Here is a 21,789-nt window from a genome sequence, read left to right as displayed (position 1 = left end):
TCAGACGGCGCCCTTGAACCCGTGCTGACGCCACGCCTCGTACGTCACGAGGGCGGCAGCGTTGGACAGGTTGAGGGACCGGCGTCCGGGAAGCATCGGGATACGCAGGCGCTCGGTGATGTGTTCGTCCGCCAATACTTCTTCGGACAGTCCGGTGGGTTCTGGCCCGAACAGCAGGACGTCGCCGGGTTGGTAGGCGATATCGGCATAGGACGTGGTCGCGTGCGCGGTGAAGGCGAACACGCGCGCGGGGGTGACGGCTTCCCACGCCGCAGCAAGGTTCTCGTGGACCGTGACAGTCGCCAGATCGTGGTAATCCAAGCCTGCGCGCTTGAGTTTCGGCTCCGACAAGTCGAACCCGAGAGGGCCGACCAGGTGGAGTTCGCAACCGGTGCCCGCGACCATGCGGATCGCGTTTCCGGTGTTGGGTGGGATGCGGGGCTCGTGGAACATCACTCGGAACACTCGAGGAACTGTACCGGGCGTCGTATCGGTGCCCGCGTCCGTGAGAAGACCGGTCGGGAAGTGTGGGCGAATTGGTAACAAACCGGCCAGTCCGTGCGAATCTATTTCCGGCACTCTTCGCAGAACGGACATTTTGATGAACCCTCCCGCCGGTTGGAACCCCGACCCCTTCGACCCCACGATCGACCGTTACTGGGACGGTCAGCAGTGGACTGCACAGACACGGCCCAAGGGCGTCGACGCACCCACTCAAGCCTTCGGCACTCCCACCCAGGTCTTCGGTGCTCCCGGTTCGCCGGTGCCGGACGCAAACGCCGAGGAAGGCAAGACGCGGCGTAAGTGGCCGTGGATCGCCGGCGCAGCAGTCGTGGGGCTGGTTGCCATCGCCGCGGCGACGGGCGCGGGCAAGTCGGAAGAATCAACGACGCCTGCTGTGACCTCTTCTACGACAGCGGCGGCGACGACAACCAAAAGCACGGTCCCGTCGACGACGAAGACCACGACTTCGTCCCTCTTGCCGACGACGACAACGATCGTGCCGCCACCAACGACGACAACCGTGGCAATCGTGCCGCTGGTTCCGCAGGTTCCGGTAACCACGACTACGCCGTACGTTCCGCCCGCCCCGGCGTACACGCCGCCGAAGACAACGGAACCCGTCTACGTTCCCCCGAAACCGTCGGGAGGAACGGTGAATCCGGGATCATTCTGCTCGTCACCTGGAGCGACAGGCGTGACAAAGAAGGGCACTCCCATGGTGTGTGGGATTGGTAGCGACGGACGAGATCGCTGGGTGTCGGCCGGCTGATTGTCCGCCGCCATCAGGGGCGCTGAACCGGTGTCGGTGCGGCGGGGCAGTATGGACGGCATGCTCCCCGAAGAATCCGACGACGTCGTCGGCGAAGACTATTCAGACGCGCGGCTGGCCGGGCAGAAGTGGCGTCAGCGCACTTTCACCAATTGCAATTTCCGAGATGCCGACCTCACCGGACTCACGACGGAGTCGGTGGTGTTCACGGATTGTGATTTCACCGGCACCGATCTGGGGGAGTCCGTGCACACGGGAACGGCGTTTCGCTCCTGCAATTTTGCTCGGACCAGCCTGTGGCACAGCACGTTCCGAAACTGCAGTCTGCTCGGGTCGACGTTCGACGGTTGCCGTATCCGGCCGTTGACGCTCGACGAAGTCGACTTCTCGTTGACCTCACTCGGTGGAGCGGACCTGAGGAAGATCGACTTCACCTCATGCCGATTCCGTGAAGCGAACCTGGTTCGGGCCGACATGCGGGGCGCGGTCCTGGCGTCGGCGGATCTGTCCGGTGCTCGTACGGGTGGACTCAAACTCGAAGGTGCAGATCTGCGCGGCGCGCGGATCGATCCGAGCCTGTGGACGTCCGCATCCGTCGGAAACGCGCAGATCGAGTTGATGCAGGCGGTGGCTTATGCGTCGGCGCACGGTCTTGTCGTCGACATGAAGTAGAGGCGCCTAGCTCTCCACGCGCTCCTCGAGGCGCACTGTCACCCTCTCGCCGGTCTCCTTGCCGATGGCTTTGCGAAGATCGGCTTTGACCGGCAGCTTGTGGTTGCCGTCTCCCAGCGCCATGAACGAACTCTGGAACGGATGTCCGTCGATCGTCCCGCGTACCTTGACCAGGCCGCGGGTGCCGAAGAACTCGGCGGACTCCGGCCAGATCACGTAGGTCCACCCACCCTTGGCGTCACTTTTCTGCAAGGTGGCCGTGAATTCCTTGTCCAGCAACATGATGACTGTCCCTCCGGGTCGTACCTTGTGATCAGCGGATGAATTCCCGTGCGAGCAGATCCATCAGCAGTCCGTCCTTCCACACACCATGGCGATCTCGCGAGTACTCGCGCATCACCCCGACGTCTTTGAACCCCACCGATCGGTAGCATGCGATGGCGACGGAGTTGTCGACTTCCGGGTCGATGACCAGACGGTGGAATGCGAGGTCGTCGATCAGGTGGGCACACAGCACGCGAATCGATTCGCGACCGAACCCTTGGCTGTGAAAGTCTGGATCGAGGAACAAGTCGAGCCCGGCGTGGCGGAAGTCGGGGTTGTCCTCCGCCTCGTACCACTGGATGAAGCCGATCAGGTGGTCGCCGTAGAAGATGCTGTAGCGCGTGGTGCCGGCCTCCGGCGCTGCAGGCCAGTCGTCGTCGGGATTTTGCCACCACTGCACGACGTCCGGGTGCAGGTGAATTGCCCGCAGACGGGCGTGATGATCGGGCGCGACAGGGGAGAGGAGCACCCTCGGGCCGCGTAGTTCCGGAGCCGTTGTCACTCATCGACCCTAACCTGGAACAATGGTCGCCGTGACTGCAACGATCCTCGACGGCAAAGCTACCCGCGACGAAATCTTCGAAGACCTGAAGGTGCGGGTGAGCGCTCTGAAGGCAGAGGGCATCACACCCGGCTTGGGCACCATCCTGGTGGGCGACGACCCGGGATCCGCGGCTTACGTGCGCGGCAAGCACAACGACTGCGCCAAGGTCGGTATCAATTCTTTGCGACGCGACCTGCCTGCCGACATCACGCAGGAACAGCTCAACGCGACGATCGACGAGCTCAATGCCAATCCCGAGTGCACCGGCTACATCGTGCAGTTGCCGCTCCCCAAGCACCTCGACGAGAACGCGGCCCTCGAGCGTATCGACCCCGACAAGGATGCCGACGGCTTGCATCCGGTCAACCTCGGTCGACTGGTGTTGGGCAAGGAAGCCCCGCTGCCGTGCACCCCACGTGGAATCCTCCACCTTCTGCGTCGCTACGAGGTCCCGATTGCCGGTGCACACGTGGTGGTTGTCGGACGCGGCGTCACGGTCGGTCGTCCGATCGGATTGCTGCTGACGCGTCGTAGCGAGAACGCGACGGTCACGCTCTGCCACACCGGTACCCGCGATCTCGCGGCCGAGGTTCGCCGCGCCGACATCATCGTCGCTGCCGCCGGCGTTCCCGGCCTCATCACCGCAGACATGGTCAAGCCCGGAGCAGCGGTCCTCGACGTCGGCGTCAGTCGCACCGACGACGGCCTGCGCGGCGACGTGGCAGCCGACGTGAACGAGGTCGCCGGCTTCGTCTCACCCAATCCCGGTGGTGTCGGACCGCTGACCCGCGCGTTCCTGATCACCAACGTGGTCGAGCGCGCCGAGCGGGTTCTGGCCGGAGTCTGAGTCCGATGTCCTCACTGGTCGGCCTCGCGAAGAAGAATCTGCCCATGCTCGCGGTCCTCGCCGTGATCGCGGCGGCCGTGGTTCTCGTGCTGGCCGACCGGTGGCGTCGCGGCGCCCTCGTCTTCGGTGTTGCCGTCATCATCGGAGCTGCCGCTCGGTGGTTCGTTCCCGAGAATCGTGTGGGGTTGCTCGCGGTGCGCGGAAGGGTCTTCGACACTGCGGCGATGGGTGTGATGGGTGTGTTGATCGCGACGCTCGCCCTGACCATCGATCCGCTCGGCACCGACTGAGAAGATCAGTCCCCGTAGAACGAGCGAATATCGATATCACTCAAGGGGATCCACTCCGGTGAATCTGTGGATGTCGACTTCTTTCCAGCCTTGACCGGTGCACTTCGCAGCGTCACCGCAAGTGCAGGTTCCTCGTCGATTCGCCCGGCCAGGGCGTAGATCGCGGCGAGATGGTGAACGCACGGCGAGCGTCGACCTGAGCAGTCGCAGCTGGCAGTGCACTCCGAAAGATCAACGGCTACTGCGATATTTCGAGCCTGCAGTTCGGTGACGATGCTGTCCGGCAGTTCGCCGGTGGAGACGGATCTGTTGGCCTTTCCCGCCGAACGGAGAAGGCTCTTCACTGCGGCGATTTCGGATTTGGTCCAGAGCGGGACAGAAATTGTCACCGACGAGGTTTTTGCTTTGGTGCTCACCTCCGCGACGACGGTCCCCGATGAGACCACGGTGAACTCCACGGAACCGTTGCGTGCGAGGGTACGAGCCGTCGGCAGGGACGGGTTCGGACCGGATGCCGCAGTCCGCTCCACCGTGCGCAGCCATGCTCGACCCCAAGCGGTGACACCGAATTCGTTGGCCATCAGATGATCACCGCGCCGTCGAGTTCGAGGAGTTCACGCAGTTCGGTGTCAGGGAGATCGGCCAGGGCGGCCTCGACGTTCCCGGAAACAGCATCGGCCACAGCTCGTTTGGACTCGTGCATCGCTGCGATGTGATCCTCGACGGTACCGCCCGTCACCAAGGTGTGGACGTTGACGGTGCGCTTCTGGCCGATGCGGTGTGCCCGGTCGGTTGCTTGATCCTCGACGGCTGGGTTCCACCACCGGTCGTAGTGCACGACGTGACTTGCGCGCGTGAGGTTGAGGCCGAAGCCGGCGGCGCGCAAGCTCAGAATCAGAACCGGTGGTGAATCCGTGTCGTTCTGGAATGCGTCGACCATCGCGTCGCGCTTGTCGGTGTTCAGGCCGCCGTGAAGGAACGGGATTGCGCCGATTCCCAACTCGGAGCCCAGGTGCCGCGAGAGCATCTCGCCCATCGTCCGGTACTGCGTGAATATCAGCGCGCGATCGCCGTCGTCGACGATCTCGGCGATCATTTCCGTTGCGCGGTCGAGCTTTCCGGATCTTCCGTAGAGGTCATCCGTATCGCCGGTGACCTGCGCCGGATGATTGCATACCTGCTTGAGGGTGGTCAGCAGTGCAAGGATATTGCCGCGCCGGGCAATTCCCGTACCCAAACCGGTGTCGAAAGCATCTGCAACTGCAGACCGATAGATGCGCGCCTGTTCCGACGTCAGAGTGCACGAGACGGTGGAAAATTGCTTGGGCGGAAGATCCTTGGCCACTGTGTCTTTGGTTCTGCGCAGAATGAACGGATCGATGACCGCGGCAAGCCTGGTCGCCGCGGTGGCCGATCGACCGGATTCGATCGGTACGGCAAAGCGTTGACGAAACCGTGCGCGAGTTCCGAGGACTTCAGGATTTGCGACGCGAAAGAGCGACCACAATTCTTCGAGGCGGTTCTCCACCGGCGTGCCGGTCATCGCTACCTTGACGTCGGCCGACAACTGCATTGCGGCCTTCGCTGCCAGGGAAGAGGGGTTCTTGATCTGCTGTGCCTCGTCGAAGACCACTGAACTCCAATGGATCGGGGCCAATTGGTCTGCGTCGGAACGCAAGACGCTGTAGCTGGTCAGCACCGTGGTGCCGGCAGGAATACGAGTGGGAAGTGCGCGAGCGGTCCCGTGATGAACGTGCAGTGGCAGATGCGGAGCGAATCGCTCGATCTCGCGCCGCCAGTTTCCGATGACCGAGGTGGGACACACAACCAGGTGTGGACCGTCGTCGGCGCGGATCGCGATCATCGAAATCGCTTGCAGTGTCTTGCCCAAACCCATCTCGTCGGCGAGGATTCCACCGCCCGAACCCGACAGTGCAGTCAGCCAGGCAACTCCGTGCACTTGATACGGGCGCAATGTCGCCTGAATCTTTGCTCGGCGAAGACTCTCGATGGCTGCGCGCGCTTCCGTGAACAACCGCACCGTGGACCGGGCGCTTCTGATTTTCGTGTCGTCGCGCTCGATCGCGGCATGCGCTGCAGTCGGAATGTCATGTGCGCCGGTGTCGATGACGCGCTTCCATGCGAGCAACGACGGTCCGAGGTCGTCGCGACGTGCATCGAGGGTGTGCATGGCGTCGATCGCGGCGGCGAGGTCGAGCAGTTGCGCTGCGACGTCGGTCGGTGTGATCGACTCGTCGGCCGGGATCGCCAGCCGGCAGATGCCCGGCGATCCCGTCGGCATCCCCAGCACCGACAGTCGCGCTGCCGGGTCTGTATCACCCCAGAACGCAAAGGACATGTGCTCGGGAATGTACGTAGCCTGCAGGCGCGTCGAGCATGGCTGATTCACGTTCGCCGATGCTAGCCGCGCCGGCTCAGGTATGCCAATGAAAATGTCGGGAAAACCTGCAGATCAGCTGTGGTTTTCCCGACATTGACGGATCCTGAAATTGTGCCTCTGTGCGGGATCAGCGGGCCGTGCGTGCGAACTCCATCGTTCGGCGAAGCAGTCCGGCGACAGCGTCCGCCTCCGTCAGGAAGCCGTCATGGCCGTCTCTGGACTTGAGAATCTCGAGGCCCGTGCACGTCGAAATGCCGTCCGCGATCTCCTCCTGCAAACGAAGGGGATACAGCCGATCCGAGTCCACGCCGCCCACGACGACCGGCGCCGTGATCGATGCCAACGCCGCTGCAACGCCGCCGCGTCCACGACCGATGTCGTGCCGGTTCATGGCCTCGGTCAGGAGGACGTACGTGCTCGGGTCGAAGCGGTCGACCAGCTTGTCTGCCTGATGTTCCAGGTAACTCTGGACGGCGTATCGTCCACCGTTCCAAGGATTTTCGTCGTTCTGGGCGGAGTTCTCGAAGCGCGCATCGAGTTCGGACTCGGTGCGGTACGTCAGGTGCGCGATGCGACGGGCGATGCCGAGTCCGGCGCGAGGTACCCGCCCCGTTCCGTGGTAGTCACCGCCCTGCCAATCCGGATCGGAGACGATGGCAGCGATCTGCGTCGTCTGGGTGCCGATCTGATCTGCAGTGGCTCGTGAACCGGTTGCGAGAACCAACGCGGAGCGAATGCTGTCCGGGTAGGTAACTGCCCATTCGAGGGTGCGCATGCCGCCCATGGATCCGCCGACTACCGAGGCCAACTGGCCGATCCCGAGGAGATCGACGAGCTTCTTCTCCGCCGCGATCTGATCCCGGATGGAGATTTCCGGGAACCTGCTGCCCCACGGCTTGCCGTCGTCGGCCAGTGAACTGGGACCGGTCGTGCCGCGACAACCGCCGAGGACATTGGTTGCGATGACGCACCATTCGCCGGTGTCGATCGGTTCGCCGGCGCCGACCATCCCGTTCCACCAACCGGGGGAGGGCTGATTTGCGGAGATCGGTCCGGTGACGTGTGAGTCTCCGGTCAGTGCGTGCTCGACGAGTACGACGTTGTCGCGGTTCGGGGACAGCTCACCCCACCGCTGAACGGCGAGCGAAACCGAGGGGAGTACCGCGCCGCTCTCGAGTTCCAGGGCGCCGATGTCGACGAACCCCACCTGGCCGTCGGGCGGGGGAAGGAGGTCGATCCTGGGCTCCAATTCGTTCACGGTCACGAGTTTGCCACCGCAGCCAGGCCGACGGTGATATCGGCGAGGATGTCGTCGATTCCTTCGATGCCGACCGCGAGGCGAACGAGTCCGGGTGTGACACCGGAGGCGAGCTGCTCTTCGGGGGTGAGCTGCGAGTGTGTCGTCGAGGCGGGGTGGATGACGAGTGAGCGAACGTCGCCGATGTTGGCGACGTGGCTGTGCAGCGTCAGGGCGTTGACGAACGTCTTGCCCGCATCGATACCGCCGGGCAGCTCGAAGGTGACGATGGCGCCGGTTCCCTTGGGCGTCAGCTGCTTTCCGCGTTCGAACCATGGCGAGGAGGGGAGTCCCGCGTAGGAAACGGAGGCCACCTCGCCGTGGCCGTCGAGGAATTCGGCGACCTTCTGTGCATTGGACACGTGACGCTCGATGCGCAGGCTCAAGGTTTCGATGCCCTGCGCGATGAGGAACGCGTTGAACGGCGCCACTGCGGAGCCGAGATCGCGCAGCAGTTGGACGCGCGCCTTGAGTGCGAATGCCGGCGCGCCGAGGTCTGCGAAGGTGACGCCGTGGTAGCTGGGATCAGGCGTCGTGAAGTTCGTGTGGCGACCCTGCGTCCAATCGAAAGTGCCACCGTCGACGATGACGCCGGCGATCGCGGTGCCGTGTCCGCCAAGGTATTTGGTGGCGGAGTGAACGACGATGTCGGCGCCGTGTTCGAGTGGGCGGAGCAGGTACGGCGTCGCGACTGTGTTGTCCACGATCAACGGAAGACCGTTCTCGTGGGCCAGCGACGAGATGCCGGGCAGGTCGAGGATGTGGTTCTTGGGATTGGCGATCGTCTCGCCGTAGAACGCCTTCGTGTTCGGGCGAATGGCTTCGCGCCACTGCTCGAGATCGTCGGGATCCTCGACGAAGGTGACTTCGATGCCCAGCTTGCGAAGGGTGTAATGCAAGAGGTTGTACGTGCCGCCGTACAGGTACGGGCTCGAGACGATGTGGTCGCCGGCTTCGGCGATGTTGAGGATCGCGATGGTTTCGGCAGCCTGACCCGAGGAGAGGAGGAGTGCGGCGACTCCGCCTTCGAGGGCGGCGATGCGCTGCTCGACGGCGTCCTGTGTGGGATTCATGATCCGCGTGTAGATGTTGCCAGGCTCGGCGAGGCCGAACAGTGCCGCAGCGTGATCGGTGCTGTCGAAAACGTAGCTGGTGGTCTGGTAGATCGGCAGAGCGCGCGCATTGGTGGCGGTGTCCGCTGTCTGCCCGGCGTGCACCTGCTTGGTCTCGAACGACCAGTTCGCGGTCGGATCAGAAGTTGCTGCGCCGTCGGCTGTGTTGTCGGTCATGATTTGTTCACTCCAGTGGTCTGACGGATAGATGTCGGACGGGGGCGAAGGATCGCCGCCCCGTGCTGGGGTCTATCTACAAGTGCGACACATACTGAGTTACCTCCGTGGGGCTCGGCCCGGTCTGGGGTCCGTCCCTGTCGGACCCGCGCTTGTCACCCGAATTGCGGTGGAACTGCGTGAGCAGATCCACGTCGGGAAACCTGGTCATCACCCGGGGCACCCCACCGCGGTTGGAGGGTTGCCGTCCAGCGAGCCGGGGCTTGACGCTGGCACTCATGACCAAGTCGGATTCTACCGGGAAGTGAGCGCAGTCCTGACGCGGGGCGAATTGTGAGCCGCAACCGCACGCGAGACAGAGCGACGCAGCCCACTAGCAGGCAAAAGTTACTCGCGAGTAGAGACCGATGGGTGGACCTGCCGGTTGCGGCCTCACGGGTTAGCAGTACGCTTGTCTTGTTTGGGACTCATCTCCCGAGATCAGTCCACACCGTCTAGGTTTGATAATCGAACCGTTCGCGGACCCACTCACAAAGTGTGACCGCAACCGTGTAACCAGGGAAACTTCCTAGGAGGACGCGAAGCACCCATGTCCAAAATCAAGGTTGAGGGCACCGTCGTCGAACTCGACGGCGATGAGATGACGCGCATTATCTGGCAGTTCATCAAAGACAAGTTGATCCATCCGTATCTCGATGTGAACCTCGAGTACTACGACCTCGGTATCGAGTACCGCGACGAGACCGACGACCAGGTCACCATCGACGCAGCGCACGCGATCCAGAAGCACGGCGTCGGCGTCAAATGCGCCACGATCACGCCGGACGAGGCACGTGTCGAGGAATTCGGTCTCAAGAAGATGTGGCGTTCCCCGAACGGAACGATCCGCAACATTCTCGGCGGCACGATCTTCCGCGCACCGATCATCATCTCCAACGTTCCGCGACTCGTTCCGGGCTGGACCAAGCCGATCATCATCGGCCGTCACGCATTCGGCGACCAGTACCGCGCCACAGACTTCAAGGTCCCCGGCCCCGGCAAGGTGATGATCACCTACACGCCTGAGGACGGCAGCGCACCGATCGAGCACGAACTGGTCAACTTCCCCGAAGAGGGCGGCGTCGTCCAGGGGCAGTACAACTTCACCACGTCCATCCGTGACTTCGCTCGCGCGTCGCTCACCTACGGACTGCAGCAGAACTACCCGGTGTACCTGTCCACCAAGAACACCATTCTCAAGGCGTACGACGGTGCCTTCAAGGACATCTTCCAGCACGTCTACGAGACCGAGTTCAAGGCTGAGTTCGATGCCGCAGGTCTGACCTACGAGCACCGCCTCATCGACGACATGGTCGCTTCCGCACTCAAGTGGGAGGGTGGATACGTCTGGGCATGCAAGAACTACGACGGCGACGTCCAGTCCGACACCGTGGCCCAGGGCTTCGGCTCGCTCGGCCTCATGACGTCGGTTCTGCTGACACCGGACGGAAGGACCTGTGAGGCAGAGGCTGCTCACGGCACCGTGACGCGTCACTACCGTCAGCACCAGCAGGGCAAGCCCACCTCGACCAACCCGATCGCGTCCATCTTCGCGTGGACCCGCGGACTCGAGCATCGTGGCAAGCTCGACAGCACCCCTGAGGTCATCGGCTTCGCGCAGGCGCTCGAAGACGTTGTCATCAAGACCGTCGAAAGCGGCCAGATGACCAAGGACCTCTCGATGCTGGTCGGCGGCGATCAGGGCTACCTGACCACCGAGGAGTTCCTCGGTGCACTCGACGTGAACCTGCAGAAGGCCATGGCCGCGAAGTAGATTCACTGTTTCACCTTCCGATGGGACGTCCGAGAAACCGGGCGTCCCATTTGTGTTCGCGGTCTCACGTGAGTGAACTCACCCGCTCTCACTTGGAAGTTCAACCAGGTGTGAGACCACAATTGATCAGTGACTTCGTCTACCCTCTCTCGTTCTGACACCTCGACACCCGGGGTTCGTTCCGCCAGAGGTCCAGCGATGCTCGCTCTTGCCCTCGGCGGTTTCGGTATCGGCACAACCGAGTTCGTCGCCATGGGATTGCTCCCGGAAATGGCATCCGGGCTCGGCGTCTCGGAACCCATCGCGGGTCACGTGATCTCGGCGTACGCGCTCGGGGTTGTCGTCGGTGCTCCGCTGATCGCTGCTCTCACCGCACGGGTACCGCGCCGCACCCTGTTGATCGCACTCATGGTCGCATTCACCGTCGGCAATGCCGCTTCGGTCTTTGCGCCCTCGTACACGACGCTGATGATGGCTCGATTCGTCGCTGGATTGCCGCACGGCGCGTACTTCGGAGTCGCCGCACTGGTCGCCGCTCATTTGGCCGAACCAGGCAAACGCGCGAAGGCCGTGGCGATGGTGATGATGGGTCTGTCCGTGGCCAATGTGATCGGGGTGCCGGTCGCGGCCTGGATCGGCCAGGCACTCGGCTGGCGCAGCGCCTTCGCCTTGGTGGCTGTGATCGGGGTGGCAACGGTTGCTTCGCTGTTCGTCTGGATTCCGCGGTTGGACGGTATGCCGGTGACGAATCCGATCACCGAACTCGGGGCACTGGGCCGCGTTCAGGTGTGGATGACCCTGATCGTGGGAATGGTCGGATTCGGCGGGATGTTCGCCGTCTACACCTACATCAGTACGACGCTCACCGACGTGTCCGGTCTCGGTGCTTCGTTCGTTCCTCTGGCGCTCATGCTGTACGGACTGGGCATGGTCGCCGGCAACTTCGTCGGTGGATACCTCGCGGATCGCGCGCTGATGAAGGGTTTGTTCCTGTCGATGGGATCCCTCGTGGTGATCCTCGCGGTCTTCGTGATCGCCGTGCGCAATCCGTACACGGCGCTTGTCTTCGTCTTCCTCATCGGGCTTGCCGGGTCCTCGATGGTTCCTGGCCTTCAAACACGGTTGATGGATGTCGCCGAGGACGCTCAGACCTTGGCTGCGTCTCTCAATCACGCCGCGCTGAACATCGCCAATGCCTTCGGAGCGTGGATCGGCGGCGTCGTCATCGCTGCCGGTTACGGGTATACCGCACCGGCAGCGGTTGGGTCGTTGCTGGCCGTCGCGGGTCTCGTCGTGCTGGCGGTTGCGGTGATTCTGCAGCGTAGGGCCGTGCGCTGATCTGGGCGCCCATCCGCGTCGGTGGAATCGGCTACGGTGCTTGCCGTGCCACAAACTGCTGACTCCCACATTCTTGCGCCCCACACCATCACGTCCGTGAACGTCAACGGCGTTCGAGCAGCTGCCCGCAAGGGCATGCTCGATTGGCTGGAGAAGACGTCGGCGGATTTCATCTGCCTTCAGGAAACGCGTGCGTCGGACGATCAGCTTCGCGAGACTCTCGAACCAGCGCTCGGCAACGGATGGTTCCTCGTCTCCGCCGAGCCGTCCGCGAAGGGACGCAACGGAGTCGCTGTGCTTTCACGCACGGAACCTGACGCGGTGCGGATCGGTCACGGCGACGACGAGTTTCTCGACGCCGGTCGATACATCGAAGCCGACTTCGCGGATCTGACCGTCGCGAGCCTGTACCTGCCCTCCGGTGAGGCGCTCACGCCGAAGCAGGAGGAGAAGGAGCGGTTCATGGCGTCCTTCGCAGTTCACCTCGCCTCCACCGCTGCGGCGGCCGTGGCTGCCGATCGTCACGTGGTGGTCAGCGGCGATTGGAACATCGCGCACACCGAACTCGACCTCAAGAACTGGAAGACCAACAAGAAGTCTTCGGGATTCCTCCCCGAGGAGCGCGCCTGGATGGATCTGCTGTTCGCCGAAGATTCCGCGTGGGTCGATGTCTTCCGCACCCTCCATCCGGGTGTCGACGGTCCGTACTCGTGGTGGTCGTACCGCGGCAAGGCATTCGACAACGATTCGGGTTGGCGTATCGACTACCAGGTTGCCACCCGCGGATACGCCGAGCGGGCCAAGGTTGCGCTCGTGGAACGCGCTGAGTCCTACGACCTCCGTTGGTCGGATCACGCACCTGTCACTGTCTCGTACCGGTAGGGACGCGCATGTCTGAAGGTCTGAAAATGCCGAGCGCAAAGACGCGCAACGCCATCATCACCGTCGTGGTGGCTGTGGTGGCGCTCGTACTGGCGGTCACCCTTTCTTCACGTGACTCCGACAGTTCGGCGTCGTCGGTTGCGAAGTCCTCGAGTGCCCAGTCCTCGACTGTTCAAGCCAAGCCGGGTGCTACCACCAAGGCCGCGCCGTCGAGTTCCGTGCCCTCGAGCTCCGCGCCCTCCAGCTCCGCGCCCTCCAGCTCCGCCGTCAAGACAACGCAGCAGACGAACAGCGATGCGCCGACGCGCGTTCTCGCCACGCTCGTGGAGATCGACGCCGGGCGGTGGCCGGATTCCGCCAATGCGCCGGGCACCAAGGGCGGCATCACCTTCCGCAACAGCGAAGGGCGTCTGCCCGCTGTCGGTGCCGGTGGCGGACGTGTCGTCTATCAGGAATGGGACGTCAACGCGAAGAAAAACGGCCAAGGTCGTGATGCCGAGCGAATCGTCACCGGTAACGACGGTTCGGCGTGGTACACCCTCGATCACTACGACACGTTTGTGAGGATTCGCTGATGTCGGACTCGTCTACGGTCAGCGTGGCGCAGTGGCTGGATCCGTCTTCGGATGTGGCTTCGGTGGCCCTGCGGAGCGACCCGGCCGTTGCGGATGATCTTGCACGTGAACTTCGTGGCGAGAATCTTGTCGTTCGGGTGGTTCGCGGAGAGAACATGCGAACAACGGCGCAGGTCTTCGGCGAGTTCGCGGCAGCCTTCCAGTTTCCGTCCCACTTCGGGCGCAACAAAGACGCTTTCGACGATGTCATGCGCGATCTCGACGACGTACTCGGACTTGGCGCCGGATATGTAGTTGTGATCCGAGGTGCGGGTTCTCTACTGTCCGAGCAACAGGATCAGTTGGAGTGGTTCCGCGAAACGATGGACTTCTACACCGAAGAATGGGAACCCGTCGTTTTCCGGACCGTCTACCAGTTCGGTGCGGAGGACCTCACCACCCACGGTGAAGACCTCGTCGAACTCGACTACCCGGGCACCACGCCACTGCACTGATTTCCACTCGTGAAAAGATCGGAACCATGTCGACCCCTGCAGAACAGAAGCCCACCGCAAAGCCTCGCGTGCTTTCCGGAATCCAGCCGACGTCGGATTCTTTCCACCTCGGCAACTACCTGGGTGCGCTGCAGCAGTGGGTTCCGTTGCAGGACGATTTCGACGCTTTCTACTTCATTCCGGATCTTCACGCCATCACGGTGACGCAGGACCCGAAGGAATTGCGTCGTCGCACCAAGGTTGCGGTGGCTCAACTCCTTGCGGTGGGGATCGATCCGGATCGGGCGACGCTGTTCGTACAGAGTCAGGTTCCCGAGCACGCACAGTTGGCGTGGGTCCTGAACTGCATCACCGGTTTCGGTGAAGCCAGCCGTATGACGCAGTTCAAGGACAAGTCCGCCAAGCAAGGCAGCGACAACGCCAGTGTCGGTTTGTTCACGTATCCGGTTCTGATGGCCGCGGACATCCTTCTGTACCGCCCGCAGCGAGTTCCGGTGGGTGAGGATCAGCGTCAGCACCTCGAACTCGCACGCGATCTGGCCGGCCGGTTCAACACCCGCTACGGCAAGGCGTTCGTTGTTCCCGAGCCGCAGATCATCAAGGGCACGGCAAAGATCTACGACCTGCAGGATCCGACCGCCAAGATGAGCAAGTCCGCCGCCAGTGCGGCCGGACTGATCAATCTGCTCGACGATCCGAAGGTGTCGGCGAAGAAGATCAAGTCGGCCGTCACCGACAACGAGCGCGAGATTCGTTTCGACCCGCAGGCCAAGCCGGGCGTCAGCAACCTGCTCACCATTCAGTCGGCTCTCTCGGGAGTACCGATCGAGACTCTGGTGGCCGGTTACGAGGGCAAGGGGTACGGCGACCTCAAGACCGATACCGCTGATGTGCTGACCGAGTTCGTCACCCCACTCAAGGCGAAGGTCGACGGTTACCTTGCCGACGAGGCAGAGCTGGATCGCATCATCGCGGCTGGAGCGCACCGCGCCCGTGAGGTGTCTTCACGCACTCTCGCCGCTGTCTATGACAAGGTCGGATTCCTGGCACCGAAGGGCTGACTTACGCGAATTCGGACTCACGACGCCTGACCGAACATGAGGGGGACGGCAATGGCTGACACGGACGACGACGCACCGAGCTTTCTCGAGAAGCAACGAGCAGCGCGACCCTGGCTCGATCATCTGGTTCGCGCCGCAGGACGTTTCCAAGAGCAAAAGGGCGATTACTACGCTGCGGGAATCACGTACTTCAGTGTTCTCGCATTGATTCCGATCATGATGGTCGCGTTTGCAGTGGCCGGTTTCGTATTGGCCGGGCATCCCGAGTACCTCGAGTCGATTCAGGAGCAGATCACCAAGAGCATTCCGGGCAGCTTGGGTGACACCATCAACACGCTGATCGATTCGGCTATCGACTCGCGCGCGAGCGTCGGAATCTTCGGTCTCCTGGGTGCCGCGTACGCGGGTCTCGGTTGGATGGCAAATGTTCGCGACGCGCTGACGGCGATGTGGGAGAGCAAGCGCGAGCCGAAGGGTTTCGTTCGTACCAAACTCGGTGACGCAGGGGCCCTCATCGGTCTGGCTCTCGCCATGGTCGTCTCACTGGGAATGTCGGCGCTGAGCAGCGGGCCGGTTGCGACTCAGATCGTGAAATGGCTCAACCTCGAGAACATCACCGGTGTCGGCGTGGGGCTCAGAGTCGTTTCACTGTTGCTTTCACTCCTGGCGACGTGGGCGGTGTTCCTGTGGGTGATTGCCCGGCTGCCGCGCGAGCCTGTCACGCTGCGCAGCGCCGCGCAGGCAGCGCTTATCGCCGCGGTCGTGTTCGAAATCTTCAAGCAGGTCGGTGCGATCTACCTCGCGGCCGTCACCAGTGGCCCGGCGGGCGTGGCATTCGGCCCGATCATCGGTTTGCTCGTGTTCGTGTTCACTGCGTCGAGGATGCTGCTGTTCTGCACGGCGTGGGCGGCGACGACAAAGGAAAGTATGGCTCTCGCCTTCGTTCCGCCGCCGGATCCGGCCGTGATCTCGCCGCGAATCGTTGTCAGTGACGGAGCTTCACCGTCTCGCGTGGCTGCGTTGATCGCCACGGGTGCGGTTGCCGGCCTGGGTCTTTCGGGCTTCATGCGCCGTCGGCCGCGCTAGCGCCTTCGACGGTTCAGGGCAACGGCTCCCGCCACCAGCGCGATCACCACAGCTCCGCCGACAGCACCGATGAGGATGCGGTCAGTGGTGTCCGACTCGGTGTCGGTAGCGGTGGGTGCTGCCGAGATCGAGCCTGGTGCAGCGGCAGACGGTGTGCGAGTGACATCGGGCGTGGCATCGTCGGTCGATCGGTCCGTCAACGAGCCGACGGTTGTGCTGGCGGGAAGTGCATATCCGTAGTCGAGTAGACGGGCAGCCTGCTCCCACGGACGGATCGGCTTGGCTTCGCCGCCCATCAATGTCACCAGTAGTTTCCGGCCGTTGCGCTCCGCAGCACCGACGTACGTGTGGCGGGCGTCGTCGGTGAAGCCGGTCTTGCCGCCCAATGCGCCGTCGTAGTTGTAGAGCAACTGATTGTCGTTCGCGAGAGTGAATCCGGGGCGGTCCTGATCGTCAGGAATCGTCGGATCTTTGGGGAAGCCGGGAAACTCGACGGTTTCGGTATGGATCAGTCCGGCAAACGTCGGATTCTGGAGGGCTGTATGGAAGATTACGGCCAGGTCGTACGGTGAGCTGCTCATCCCCGGGCCGTCGAGTCCGGATGGAGTTGCCGTGCGGGTGTCGAGGGCGCCGAGTTCGGCCGCGAGCGCATTCATTTTCGACACGGCTGCAGCGTCACCGCCGAGTTGGCGGGCAAGAGCGTGCGCGGCATCGTTTCCCGACGCCATGACCAGACCCTGCATCAGTTGCCGGTTGGTGTACTTGCCGCCCTTGCCGATGCCGACAGCGCTACCTTCAGCGTCCGCGTCTTCGGCAGTTGCGGTGATTTCGGTGTCGAGATCGAGTTCGTCGAGAGCGACGAGAGCCAACAGCATCTTGATGGTGCTGGCCGGTCGGTAGCGACCGTGCGGATCTTTCGCGGCGAGGACCTCACCGGTTTCGGCGTCCGCGAGTACCCATCCGGATGCCGCGATGTCGGCCGGGAGCGGGGGAGCGCCGTCAGGAAGTACGACGCCACACTCGCCGAGCTTGTCTCCACCGACGGGGCTTTCCGGAATCGGGACAGCAGTCGGGGCCGTGGATCCGGGCGCAGGTGCTTCGGAGAGATCGATCGCCGGCGCCGGGCTACTCGTGAACGGGCAGTTGTCGGTGTTGGGTGTTGTGAACGGTGCCTCGGTGGTGGTGGTGGGCGGCGGCGGGGCCGGTTGGGCGCCGGCCACTCCCGAGGTCCCTACGACACCGGTAAACGCAATGCTCCCTGAGAGCACTGTTCCGGCCACTGCCACTGCACACTTTCGACGCCACATCATCGATATACGAGGGTATGCGAACGTGAGGGAACGTCCGAATCGCCACGCAAGCAGAGGGATCGAAAACAGGCGATTCGGTTTGTACATCGGTCATAGTGGACGATCGCCGCTGATGAGTTCCACCACCACGCAGAGTCTGTAACAGTGGTGTAGTCGACTACTCGAATGGCGCACACGCACTGACGACAGGGGATCGGTATGGGCAAGATCGTGGTGACAGAATTCGTGTCTTTGGACATGGTCATGGAAGCGCCCGGTGGCGAACCGGGCTATGCGCACACTGGATGGGTCTTTCCGTACCAGGAGGGCGATCAGATGAAGTTCAAACTCGACGAAACCCTCGCCGCGGACGTGCTTCTACTCGGTCGACGGACCTACGAGAGCTTCGCCGGTGCCTGGCCTGAGCGCGAGGACGACCAAGGCTTTGCGGACAAGATGAACGAGATGCCCAAGTACGTCGTCACGAGTTCGACGGAGCCGCTCGAATGGAACAACTCGACGGCGCTCGACGGTCCCATCGAGGAATCCGTTCCGAAGCTGAAGGAACAGATCGACGGCGAAATCCTGGTCGCGGGAAGTCGGACGCTCGTCCACGCGTTGTTGCTGGCCGGTCTGGTCGACGAGCTGCGACTGATGGTCTTCCCGGTCATTCTCGGGTCCGGCGGGAGAGTGTTCCCCGAATCGGCCGACAAGATCGACCTCGAGTTGAAGGACGATCGTCGGTACGAATCCGGAGTTCAGGTGCTGACGTACCACCCCACGGTCGCGTAGACCTCTCGAAAACATCTGTGGCCGAGCCTCTTCGAGAGTCTCGGCCACAGATGTTTTGCCGGCTAACTGTTCTCGGGGAAGCCGAGGTTGATGCCGCCGTGGCTGGGGTCGAGCCAGCGACTGGTGACGGCTTTACCTCGCGTGAAGAAATGAACACCTTCTGTCCCGTGAGCGTGGGTGTCACCGAAGAGGCTGTTCTTCCAGCCGCCGAAGCTGTAGTAGGCCATGGGAACCGGGATGGGGACGTTGATGCCGATCATGCCGACCTCCACCTCGTTCTGGAAGCGTCGGGCAGCGCCGCCGTCGTTGGTGAAGATGGCGGTGCCGTTTCCGTACGGGTTGTTGTTGATCAGTTCGAGGGCTTGGTCGTAGGTATCGACGCGCACGACGGAGAGAACAGGCCCGAAGATTTCGTCGGTGTAGATCGACATGTCGGTGGTGACGTGGTCGATGAGGGTGGGTCCAAGCCAGAAGCCGTCCGGTCCACCATCGGCCTGGACTGTACGTCCGTCGACCACGATGGTGGCGCCGTCCTTCTCGCCTGCATCGACGTATGAGGCGACCTTGTCGCGGTGGGCCTTGGTGACGAGCGGACCCATGTCGGAGTTCTTGGTGCCGTCACCGGTGACGAGGGGAGTGGTGCGCTCGACGATCTTGACGACCAGTTCGTCGGCGATGTCGCCGACTGCGACCAGGGCGGAGATCGCCATGCATCGTTCGCCCGCGGAGCCGAATCCCGCGTTGACCATTGCGTCGGCGGCGAGGTCGAGGTCGGCGTCCGGCAGAACGATGGCGTGGTTCTTGGCGCCGCCGAGTGCTTGCACGCGTTTGCCGTTGGCGGTGCCGGTGGCATAGACGTACTGGGCGATGGGGGTGGATCCGACAAACGAAATCGCTTTGACTGCTTTGTTTTCCAGAAGTTCGTCGACGGCGAGCTTGTCACCTTGGAGGACGTTGAAGACGCCGGGGGGCAGACCGGCTTCGGCCCAGAGTTCGGCGAGCCAGATCGCCGCGGTGGGGTCCTTCTCCGAGGGTTTGAGAATCACGGTGTTCCCGGCGGCGATGGCAACCGGGAAGAACCACATCGGGACCATCGCGGGAAAGTTGAAGGGGGAGATGATGCCTACGGGGCCGAGGGGTTGGCGGATGGAGTAGACGTCGACCTTGGTCGATGCATTCTCGGTGTATCCGCCCTTGAGGAGATGCGCTATTCCGCAGGCGAATTCGACTACTTCTTGTCCGCGGCTGATTTCGCCGAGGGCGTCGGAGAGAACCTTGCCGTGCTCGGCTGTGATGATCTCGGCGAGTTCACCTTTGCGAGCGTTGAGGAGTTCGCGGAAGCTGAACAGTATCTGTGTGCGCCGGGCCAGGGAGGTGTCACGCCAGGCGGGGAAGGCCGCCGCAGCAGCGTCGATGACGGTGCGAGCGTCCTCGAGGTTCGCCAGGGCGAGTCGGCCGGTGATCTGTCCGGTGGCGGGGTTGGTGACGGGGGCGGTGTTCTCGGATGTTCCGGCGAACGACTTGCCGTCCAACCAGTGCGCGATGACACGAGTATCAGTGCTGGTCATGGTATTTCCTAGTGGTCTGGTGGCTCAGGAGCTCGGGGAGGTGTACTTGGCGACATAGTCGTTCATCGTCTCGCGCTGGTACCGGGAAACCTCGTGTGCGTTTTCGTTCTCGGCGAAGACGCTCGACACCATCACGGTGTTGTCACGATCGTAGAAGCCGAGTTTGCCGAGGCCGCCGAAGAATTCGTCCCAGTTGACGTCTCCGTCCCCGATTTTGAGGTGTTGATGCACTCGAACGGCATTGCCTGGCGGATTGGTGATGTAGCGAAGTCCGTGGGAACGGTGATGATCCATGGTGTCTGCCACATGTACGAGACGGACCATGTCGCCGGCGGCCTCCATGATGGCGGGAAGGTCCCCACCCATGTGGAATTGGTGGCACGCCACGATCACCATGCCGAGGTTCTTGGAGTTCACGCCACGGATCGTGCGGATCGCGGCAAGTCCGTCTTCGACAAAATCGTCCGGGTGCGGGTCGATCAGGACGTCGATCCCCTCGCGTTCGATGATCGGAAGCAGTTCCTCCATCGAACGATAGAACGCACGCTCGGACTCTTCGGCTTTCTCGGGGCGGCCGGAGAATTCGGTGTTCATGACGTTGACACCGAGATCGACCGTGATCTGGATGGCCCGCTTCCAGTAACGCACTGCTGCTTCGCGAGCGTCCTCGTCCGGGCCGGACCACCGAAGGACCGGGAGCACCGACGCGATGCCGACTCCCGCACTCGCGCAGGCCTTCCGGAACTCGGTGACGAGCGCGTCGTCGGCTTTCGGGTGATTGAAGAACGGGATCATGTCGACGTGCGGTGTGAGCTGCAGGTACTCGTACCCGAGATCGGCAACAACTCGGGGAAGCTCCAGCAGCGAGTAATCGTGATGGAACGGAGTGGGATCGAGTGCGACCTTCATCGCTACGCCCCGGCCACAGAGTCGCGCGCAACCATGTCCACGACGACGCGTTGACCCGTCTCCAGAGACTTCACGCCAGCGGCGCAGACAGCGGCCGCGGCGTACCCGTCCCAGGCACCTGGCCCGTCGATGTAGTTGCCGGTGCCGGCGCCCGTCTTCACTGCCTTGATCCACCGGGCGAACTCGGTGTCGTATGCCTGCCCGAAGCGTTCGCGGAATCCTGGGGTGATCTGCCCACCCCAGTTGCCGGGCTTGGTCTTTCGGATCAGTCCCACGTCGAGTCCGATCATCGCGCTTCCGAGTTCGCCGACAACTTCGGTGCGCACCTCGTAGGCAACTCCGGTGGTGACAAACACCTCGGCGTCGACGTGTCTACCGGACTCGGTCTCGAATATCGCGATCTGTGGGTCTTGAATGCCCTCGGGAGCAAGCGAATTCGCAGACGGCCGAATTATCTGCACCGAGGTGATCTCTTCGTCGAGCAGGAATCGCGTCACGTCGACCTCGTGGACGAGTGAGTCCTTGACGATCATCGCGCTGTCGAAGCCGTTCGGAACCGCAGGATTGCGGTGCGCGCAGTGCACAACGAGAGGGCGACCGAGATCGCCGCTGTCGATCAAATCCTTGAGCTGGGTGTATTCGTGGTCGAACCGGCGCATGAAACCAACCTGGATCAGTTTCTTTCCCAGCGCTGCTTCGGCTTTGACGATCGCCAGCGAACTGTCCGCGTCGGTGGTCAGCGGCTTCTCGCAGAGAACCGGCTTGCCTGCTTCGAGGCAGGCAAGTACCTGCTTCTCATGGGTCGGGCCCGGGGTTGCGAGCATAACGGCGTCGACGTCCTCGGCTGCGATGGCATCGAACGGATCGACGACGACGCGTGACCCCGGCGTCAATGCTGCGATTTCCTCGGCGCGGGCAAGAGAGTAGTCGTTGACGACAGTGACTCGGGCACCGCCGATTTTGTTGGTGATGCGGTCGACGTGATCGGCCCCCATGATGCCGACGCCGAGCACTGCGATCCGGAGATCCTGGTTGTCAGACATGC

General features: G+C 62.8%; 23 protein-coding genes and 1 riboswitch. Of the genes, 12 read left to right on the top strand and 11 right to left on the bottom strand.

From position 1 onward, the window contains the following. Positions 1–465, bottom strand: coding sequence for a tRNA (cytidine(34)-2'-O)-methyltransferase (locus tag AC2ETI_RS05535; RefSeq protein WP_019747649.1), 465 nt, complete (start codon positions 463–465; stop codon positions 1–3). A gap of 136 nt (positions 466–601) precedes the next feature. Here AC2ETI_RS05535 and AC2ETI_RS05530 point away from each other — a divergent pair, with 136 nt between their 5' ends. Both AC2ETI_RS05530 and AC2ETI_RS05525 read left to right on the top strand, forming a co-directional pair. Continuing rightward, complete coding sequence (locus AC2ETI_RS05530; RefSeq protein WP_259118910.1) at positions 602–1,273, top strand: DUF2510 domain-containing protein; 672 nt, start codon at positions 602–604, stop codon at positions 1,271–1,273. A gap of 51 nt (positions 1,274–1,324) precedes the next feature. Then, positions 1,325–1,945 (top strand): pentapeptide repeat-containing protein, encoded by a 621-nt coding sequence (locus AC2ETI_RS05525; protein WP_003940770.1) that lies wholly within the window; start codon positions 1,325–1,327, stop codon positions 1,943–1,945. Between the two features lie 6 nt (positions 1,946–1,951). On the opposite strand, the gene AC2ETI_RS05520 is transcribed toward AC2ETI_RS05525, so the two are convergent. Beyond that, complete coding sequence (locus tag AC2ETI_RS05520) at positions 1,952–2,227, bottom strand: DUF1905 domain-containing protein (RefSeq protein ID WP_070386843.1); 276 nt, start codon at positions 2,225–2,227, stop codon at positions 1,952–1,954. A gap of 31 nt (positions 2,228–2,258) precedes the next feature. Next, positions 2,259–2,738, bottom strand: a complete 480-nt coding sequence (locus tag AC2ETI_RS05515) for a GNAT family N-acetyltransferase (protein WP_019747653.1) — start codon at positions 2,736–2,738, stop codon at positions 2,259–2,261. Between the two features lie 64 nt (positions 2,739–2,802). Between AC2ETI_RS05515 and AC2ETI_RS05510 the strand changes: the two genes are divergently transcribed. Then, positions 2,803–3,660, top strand: a complete 858-nt coding sequence (locus AC2ETI_RS05510; protein WP_007727401.1) for a bifunctional methylenetetrahydrofolate dehydrogenase/methenyltetrahydrofolate cyclohydrolase — start codon at positions 2,803–2,805, stop codon at positions 3,658–3,660. A 5-nt stretch (positions 3,661–3,665) separates the two neighbouring features. After that, positions 3,666–3,950, top strand: coding sequence for a DUF3017 domain-containing protein (locus AC2ETI_RS05505; protein ID WP_003940740.1), 285 nt, complete (start codon positions 3,666–3,668; stop codon positions 3,948–3,950). A gap of 5 nt (positions 3,951–3,955) precedes the next feature. Here the strand turns inward: AC2ETI_RS05505 and AC2ETI_RS05500 are convergent, their stop codons facing one another. From AC2ETI_RS05500 to AC2ETI_RS05485, 4 genes are all read right to left on the bottom strand, one after another. Then, complete coding sequence (locus tag AC2ETI_RS05500) at positions 3,956–4,531, bottom strand: SWIM zinc finger family protein (protein ID WP_020969123.1); 576 nt, start codon at positions 4,529–4,531, stop codon at positions 3,956–3,958. Further along, the gene (locus AC2ETI_RS05495; RefSeq protein ID WP_070386844.1) at positions 4,531–6,309 is read right to left on the bottom strand and encodes a DEAD/DEAH box helicase; all 1,779 of its coding nucleotides are present in this window, start codon (positions 6,307–6,309) and stop codon (positions 4,531–4,533) included. The genes AC2ETI_RS05500 and AC2ETI_RS05495 overlap by 1 nt, the downstream gene beginning before the upstream one ends. Positions 6,310–6,478: 169 nt before the next feature. Further along, positions 6,479–7,615 carry a homoserine O-acetyltransferase MetX gene (gene metX, locus AC2ETI_RS05490; RefSeq protein WP_020906986.1) on the bottom strand — a complete coding sequence of 379 codons (1,137 nt, stop codon included), beginning with the start codon at positions 7,613–7,615 and terminating at the stop codon, positions 6,479–6,481. Further along, complete coding sequence (locus AC2ETI_RS05485) at positions 7,612–8,937, bottom strand: bifunctional o-acetylhomoserine/o-acetylserine sulfhydrylase (protein WP_021332494.1); 1,326 nt, start codon at positions 8,935–8,937, stop codon at positions 7,612–7,614. Before AC2ETI_RS05485 ends, metX begins: the two co-directional genes overlap by 4 nt. A gap of 143 nt (positions 8,938–9,080) precedes the next feature. Beyond that, positions 9,081–9,221, bottom strand: a riboswitch (SAM riboswitch). Between the two features lie 305 nt (positions 9,222–9,526). Here AC2ETI_RS05485 and AC2ETI_RS05480 point away from each other — a divergent pair. From AC2ETI_RS05480 to yhjD, 7 genes are all read left to right on the top strand, one after another. Then, positions 9,527–10,750: an NADP-dependent isocitrate dehydrogenase gene (locus AC2ETI_RS05480; RefSeq protein ID WP_019747659.1), complete on the top strand. Its 1,224-nt coding sequence runs from the start codon at positions 9,527–9,529 to the stop codon at positions 10,748–10,750. Positions 10,751–10,879: 129 nt separating this feature from the next. Next, positions 10,880–12,088 carry an MFS transporter gene (locus AC2ETI_RS05475; RefSeq protein WP_372451250.1) on the top strand — a complete coding sequence of 403 codons (1,209 nt, stop codon included), beginning with the start codon at positions 10,880–10,882 and terminating at the stop codon, positions 12,086–12,088. A gap of 36 nt (positions 12,089–12,124) precedes the next feature. Then, positions 12,125–12,970 carry an exodeoxyribonuclease III gene (locus tag AC2ETI_RS05470; RefSeq protein ID WP_080656710.1) on the top strand — a complete coding sequence of 282 codons (846 nt, stop codon included), beginning with the start codon at positions 12,125–12,127 and terminating at the stop codon, positions 12,968–12,970. A 26-nt stretch (positions 12,971–12,996) separates the two neighbouring features. Next, positions 12,997–13,545, top strand: coding sequence for a guanyl-specific ribonuclease (locus AC2ETI_RS05465; protein WP_021343644.1), 549 nt, complete (start codon positions 12,997–12,999; stop codon positions 13,543–13,545). Continuing rightward, positions 13,545–14,039: a barstar family protein gene (locus AC2ETI_RS05460; RefSeq protein WP_483633638.1), complete on the top strand. Its 495-nt coding sequence runs from the start codon at positions 13,545–13,547 to the stop codon at positions 14,037–14,039. Before AC2ETI_RS05465 ends, AC2ETI_RS05460 begins: the two co-directional genes overlap by 1 nt. A 26-nt stretch (positions 14,040–14,065) precedes the next feature. Continuing rightward, positions 14,066–15,100: a tryptophan--tRNA ligase gene (gene trpS / locus AC2ETI_RS05455; protein WP_003941025.1), complete on the top strand. Its 1,035-nt coding sequence runs from the start codon at positions 14,066–14,068 to the stop codon at positions 15,098–15,100. Between the two features lie 51 nt (positions 15,101–15,151). Further along, on the top strand, positions 15,152–16,186 hold the full coding sequence (yhjD, locus tag AC2ETI_RS05450) for an inner membrane protein YhjD (RefSeq protein WP_020969131.1): 1,035 nt from the start codon (positions 15,152–15,154) through the stop codon (positions 16,184–16,186). Here yhjD and AC2ETI_RS05445 read toward each other — a convergent pair. Next, positions 16,183–17,496, bottom strand: a complete 1,314-nt coding sequence (locus AC2ETI_RS05445) for a D-alanyl-D-alanine carboxypeptidase family protein (protein ID WP_483633637.1) — start codon at positions 17,494–17,496, stop codon at positions 16,183–16,185. The genes yhjD and AC2ETI_RS05445 overlap by 4 nt on opposite strands. A 198-nt stretch (positions 17,497–17,694) precedes the next feature. Between AC2ETI_RS05445 and AC2ETI_RS05440 the strand changes: the two genes are divergently transcribed. Then, positions 17,695–18,267 carry a dihydrofolate reductase family protein gene (locus tag AC2ETI_RS05440; protein WP_019747666.1) on the top strand — a complete coding sequence of 191 codons (573 nt, stop codon included), beginning with the start codon at positions 17,695–17,697 and terminating at the stop codon, positions 18,265–18,267. Between the two features lie 62 nt (positions 18,268–18,329). On the opposite strand, the gene AC2ETI_RS05435 is transcribed toward AC2ETI_RS05440, so the two are convergent. The 3 genes from AC2ETI_RS05435 to AC2ETI_RS05425 are packed head-to-tail and all read right to left on the bottom strand — an operon-like array spanning position 18,330 to position 21,787. Further along, positions 18,330–19,835 (bottom strand): CoA-acylating methylmalonate-semialdehyde dehydrogenase, encoded by a 1,506-nt coding sequence (locus AC2ETI_RS05435; protein WP_308372268.1) that lies wholly within the window; start codon positions 19,833–19,835, stop codon positions 18,330–18,332. 24 nt (positions 19,836–19,859) lie between these two features. Beyond that, positions 19,860–20,744 (bottom strand): sugar phosphate isomerase/epimerase family protein, encoded by an 885-nt coding sequence (locus AC2ETI_RS05430; RefSeq protein ID WP_483633636.1) that lies wholly within the window; start codon positions 20,742–20,744, stop codon positions 19,860–19,862. A gap of 2 nt (positions 20,745–20,746) precedes the next feature. Further along, complete coding sequence (locus tag AC2ETI_RS05425; protein WP_483633635.1) at positions 20,747–21,787, bottom strand: Gfo/Idh/MocA family protein; 1,041 nt, start codon at positions 21,785–21,787, stop codon at positions 20,747–20,749. Positions 21,788–21,789: the final 2 nt, after the last annotated feature.

It is taken from the genome of Rhodococcus sp. MurmanLake-1 (assembly GCF_056945715.1).
The sequence above is the reverse complement of the archived record's forward strand: the minus strand, read 5'-3'. Positions and strand labels throughout refer to the sequence as shown.

Excerpts from the sequence above, each read along its gene's own strand:
- AC2ETI_RS05485 (WP_021332494.1), bottom strand. The coding sequence starts at position 8,937 with ATGACCGACAACACAGCCGACGGCGCAGCAACTTCTGATCCGACCGCG.
- trpS (WP_003941025.1), top strand. The coding sequence starts at position 14,066 with ATGTCGACCCCTGCAGAACAGAAGCCCACCGCAAAGCCTCGCGTGCTT.
- AC2ETI_RS05530 (WP_259118910.1), top strand. The coding sequence starts at position 602 with ATGAACCCTCCCGCCGGTTGGAACCCCGACCCCTTCGACCCCACGATC.
- AC2ETI_RS05520 (WP_070386843.1), bottom strand. The coding sequence starts at position 2,227 with ATGTTGCTGGACAAGGAATTCACGGCCACCTTGCAGAAAAGTGACGCC.
- AC2ETI_RS05465 (WP_021343644.1), top strand. The coding sequence starts at position 12,997 with ATGCCGAGCGCAAAGACGCGCAACGCCATCATCACCGTCGTGGTGGCT.
- AC2ETI_RS05500 (WP_020969123.1), bottom strand. The coding sequence starts at position 4,531 with ATGGCCAACGAATTCGGTGTCACCGCTTGGGGTCGAGCATGGCTGCGC.
- AC2ETI_RS05480 (WP_019747659.1), top strand. The coding sequence starts at position 9,527 with ATGTCCAAAATCAAGGTTGAGGGCACCGTCGTCGAACTCGACGGCGAT.
- AC2ETI_RS05525 (WP_003940770.1), top strand. The coding sequence starts at position 1,325 with ATGGACGGCATGCTCCCCGAAGAATCCGACGACGTCGTCGGCGAAGAC.
- AC2ETI_RS05440 (WP_019747666.1), top strand. The coding sequence starts at position 17,695 with ATGGGCAAGATCGTGGTGACAGAATTCGTGTCTTTGGACATGGTCATG.
- AC2ETI_RS05425 (WP_483633635.1), bottom strand. The coding sequence starts at position 21,787 with ATGTCTGACAACCAGGATCTCCGGATCGCAGTGCTCGGCGTCGGCATC.
- AC2ETI_RS05460 (WP_483633638.1), top strand. The coding sequence starts at position 13,545 with ATGTCGGACTCGTCTACGGTCAGCGTGGCGCAGTGGCTGGATCCGTCT.
- yhjD (WP_020969131.1), top strand. The coding sequence starts at position 15,152 with ATGGCTGACACGGACGACGACGCACCGAGCTTTCTCGAGAAGCAACGA.
- AC2ETI_RS05435 (WP_308372268.1), bottom strand. The coding sequence starts at position 19,835 with ATGACCAGCACTGATACTCGTGTCATCGCGCACTGGTTGGACGGCAAG.
- AC2ETI_RS05505 (WP_003940740.1), top strand. The coding sequence starts at position 3,666 with ATGTCCTCACTGGTCGGCCTCGCGAAGAAGAATCTGCCCATGCTCGCG.
- AC2ETI_RS05430 (WP_483633636.1), bottom strand. The coding sequence starts at position 20,744 with ATGAAGGTCGCACTCGATCCCACTCCGTTCCATCACGATTACTCGCTG.
- AC2ETI_RS05445 (WP_483633637.1), bottom strand. The coding sequence starts at position 17,496 with ATGATGTGGCGTCGAAAGTGTGCAGTGGCAGTGGCCGGAACAGTGCTC.
- AC2ETI_RS05495 (WP_070386844.1), bottom strand. The coding sequence starts at position 6,309 with ATGTCCTTTGCGTTCTGGGGTGATACAGACCCGGCAGCGCGACTGTCG.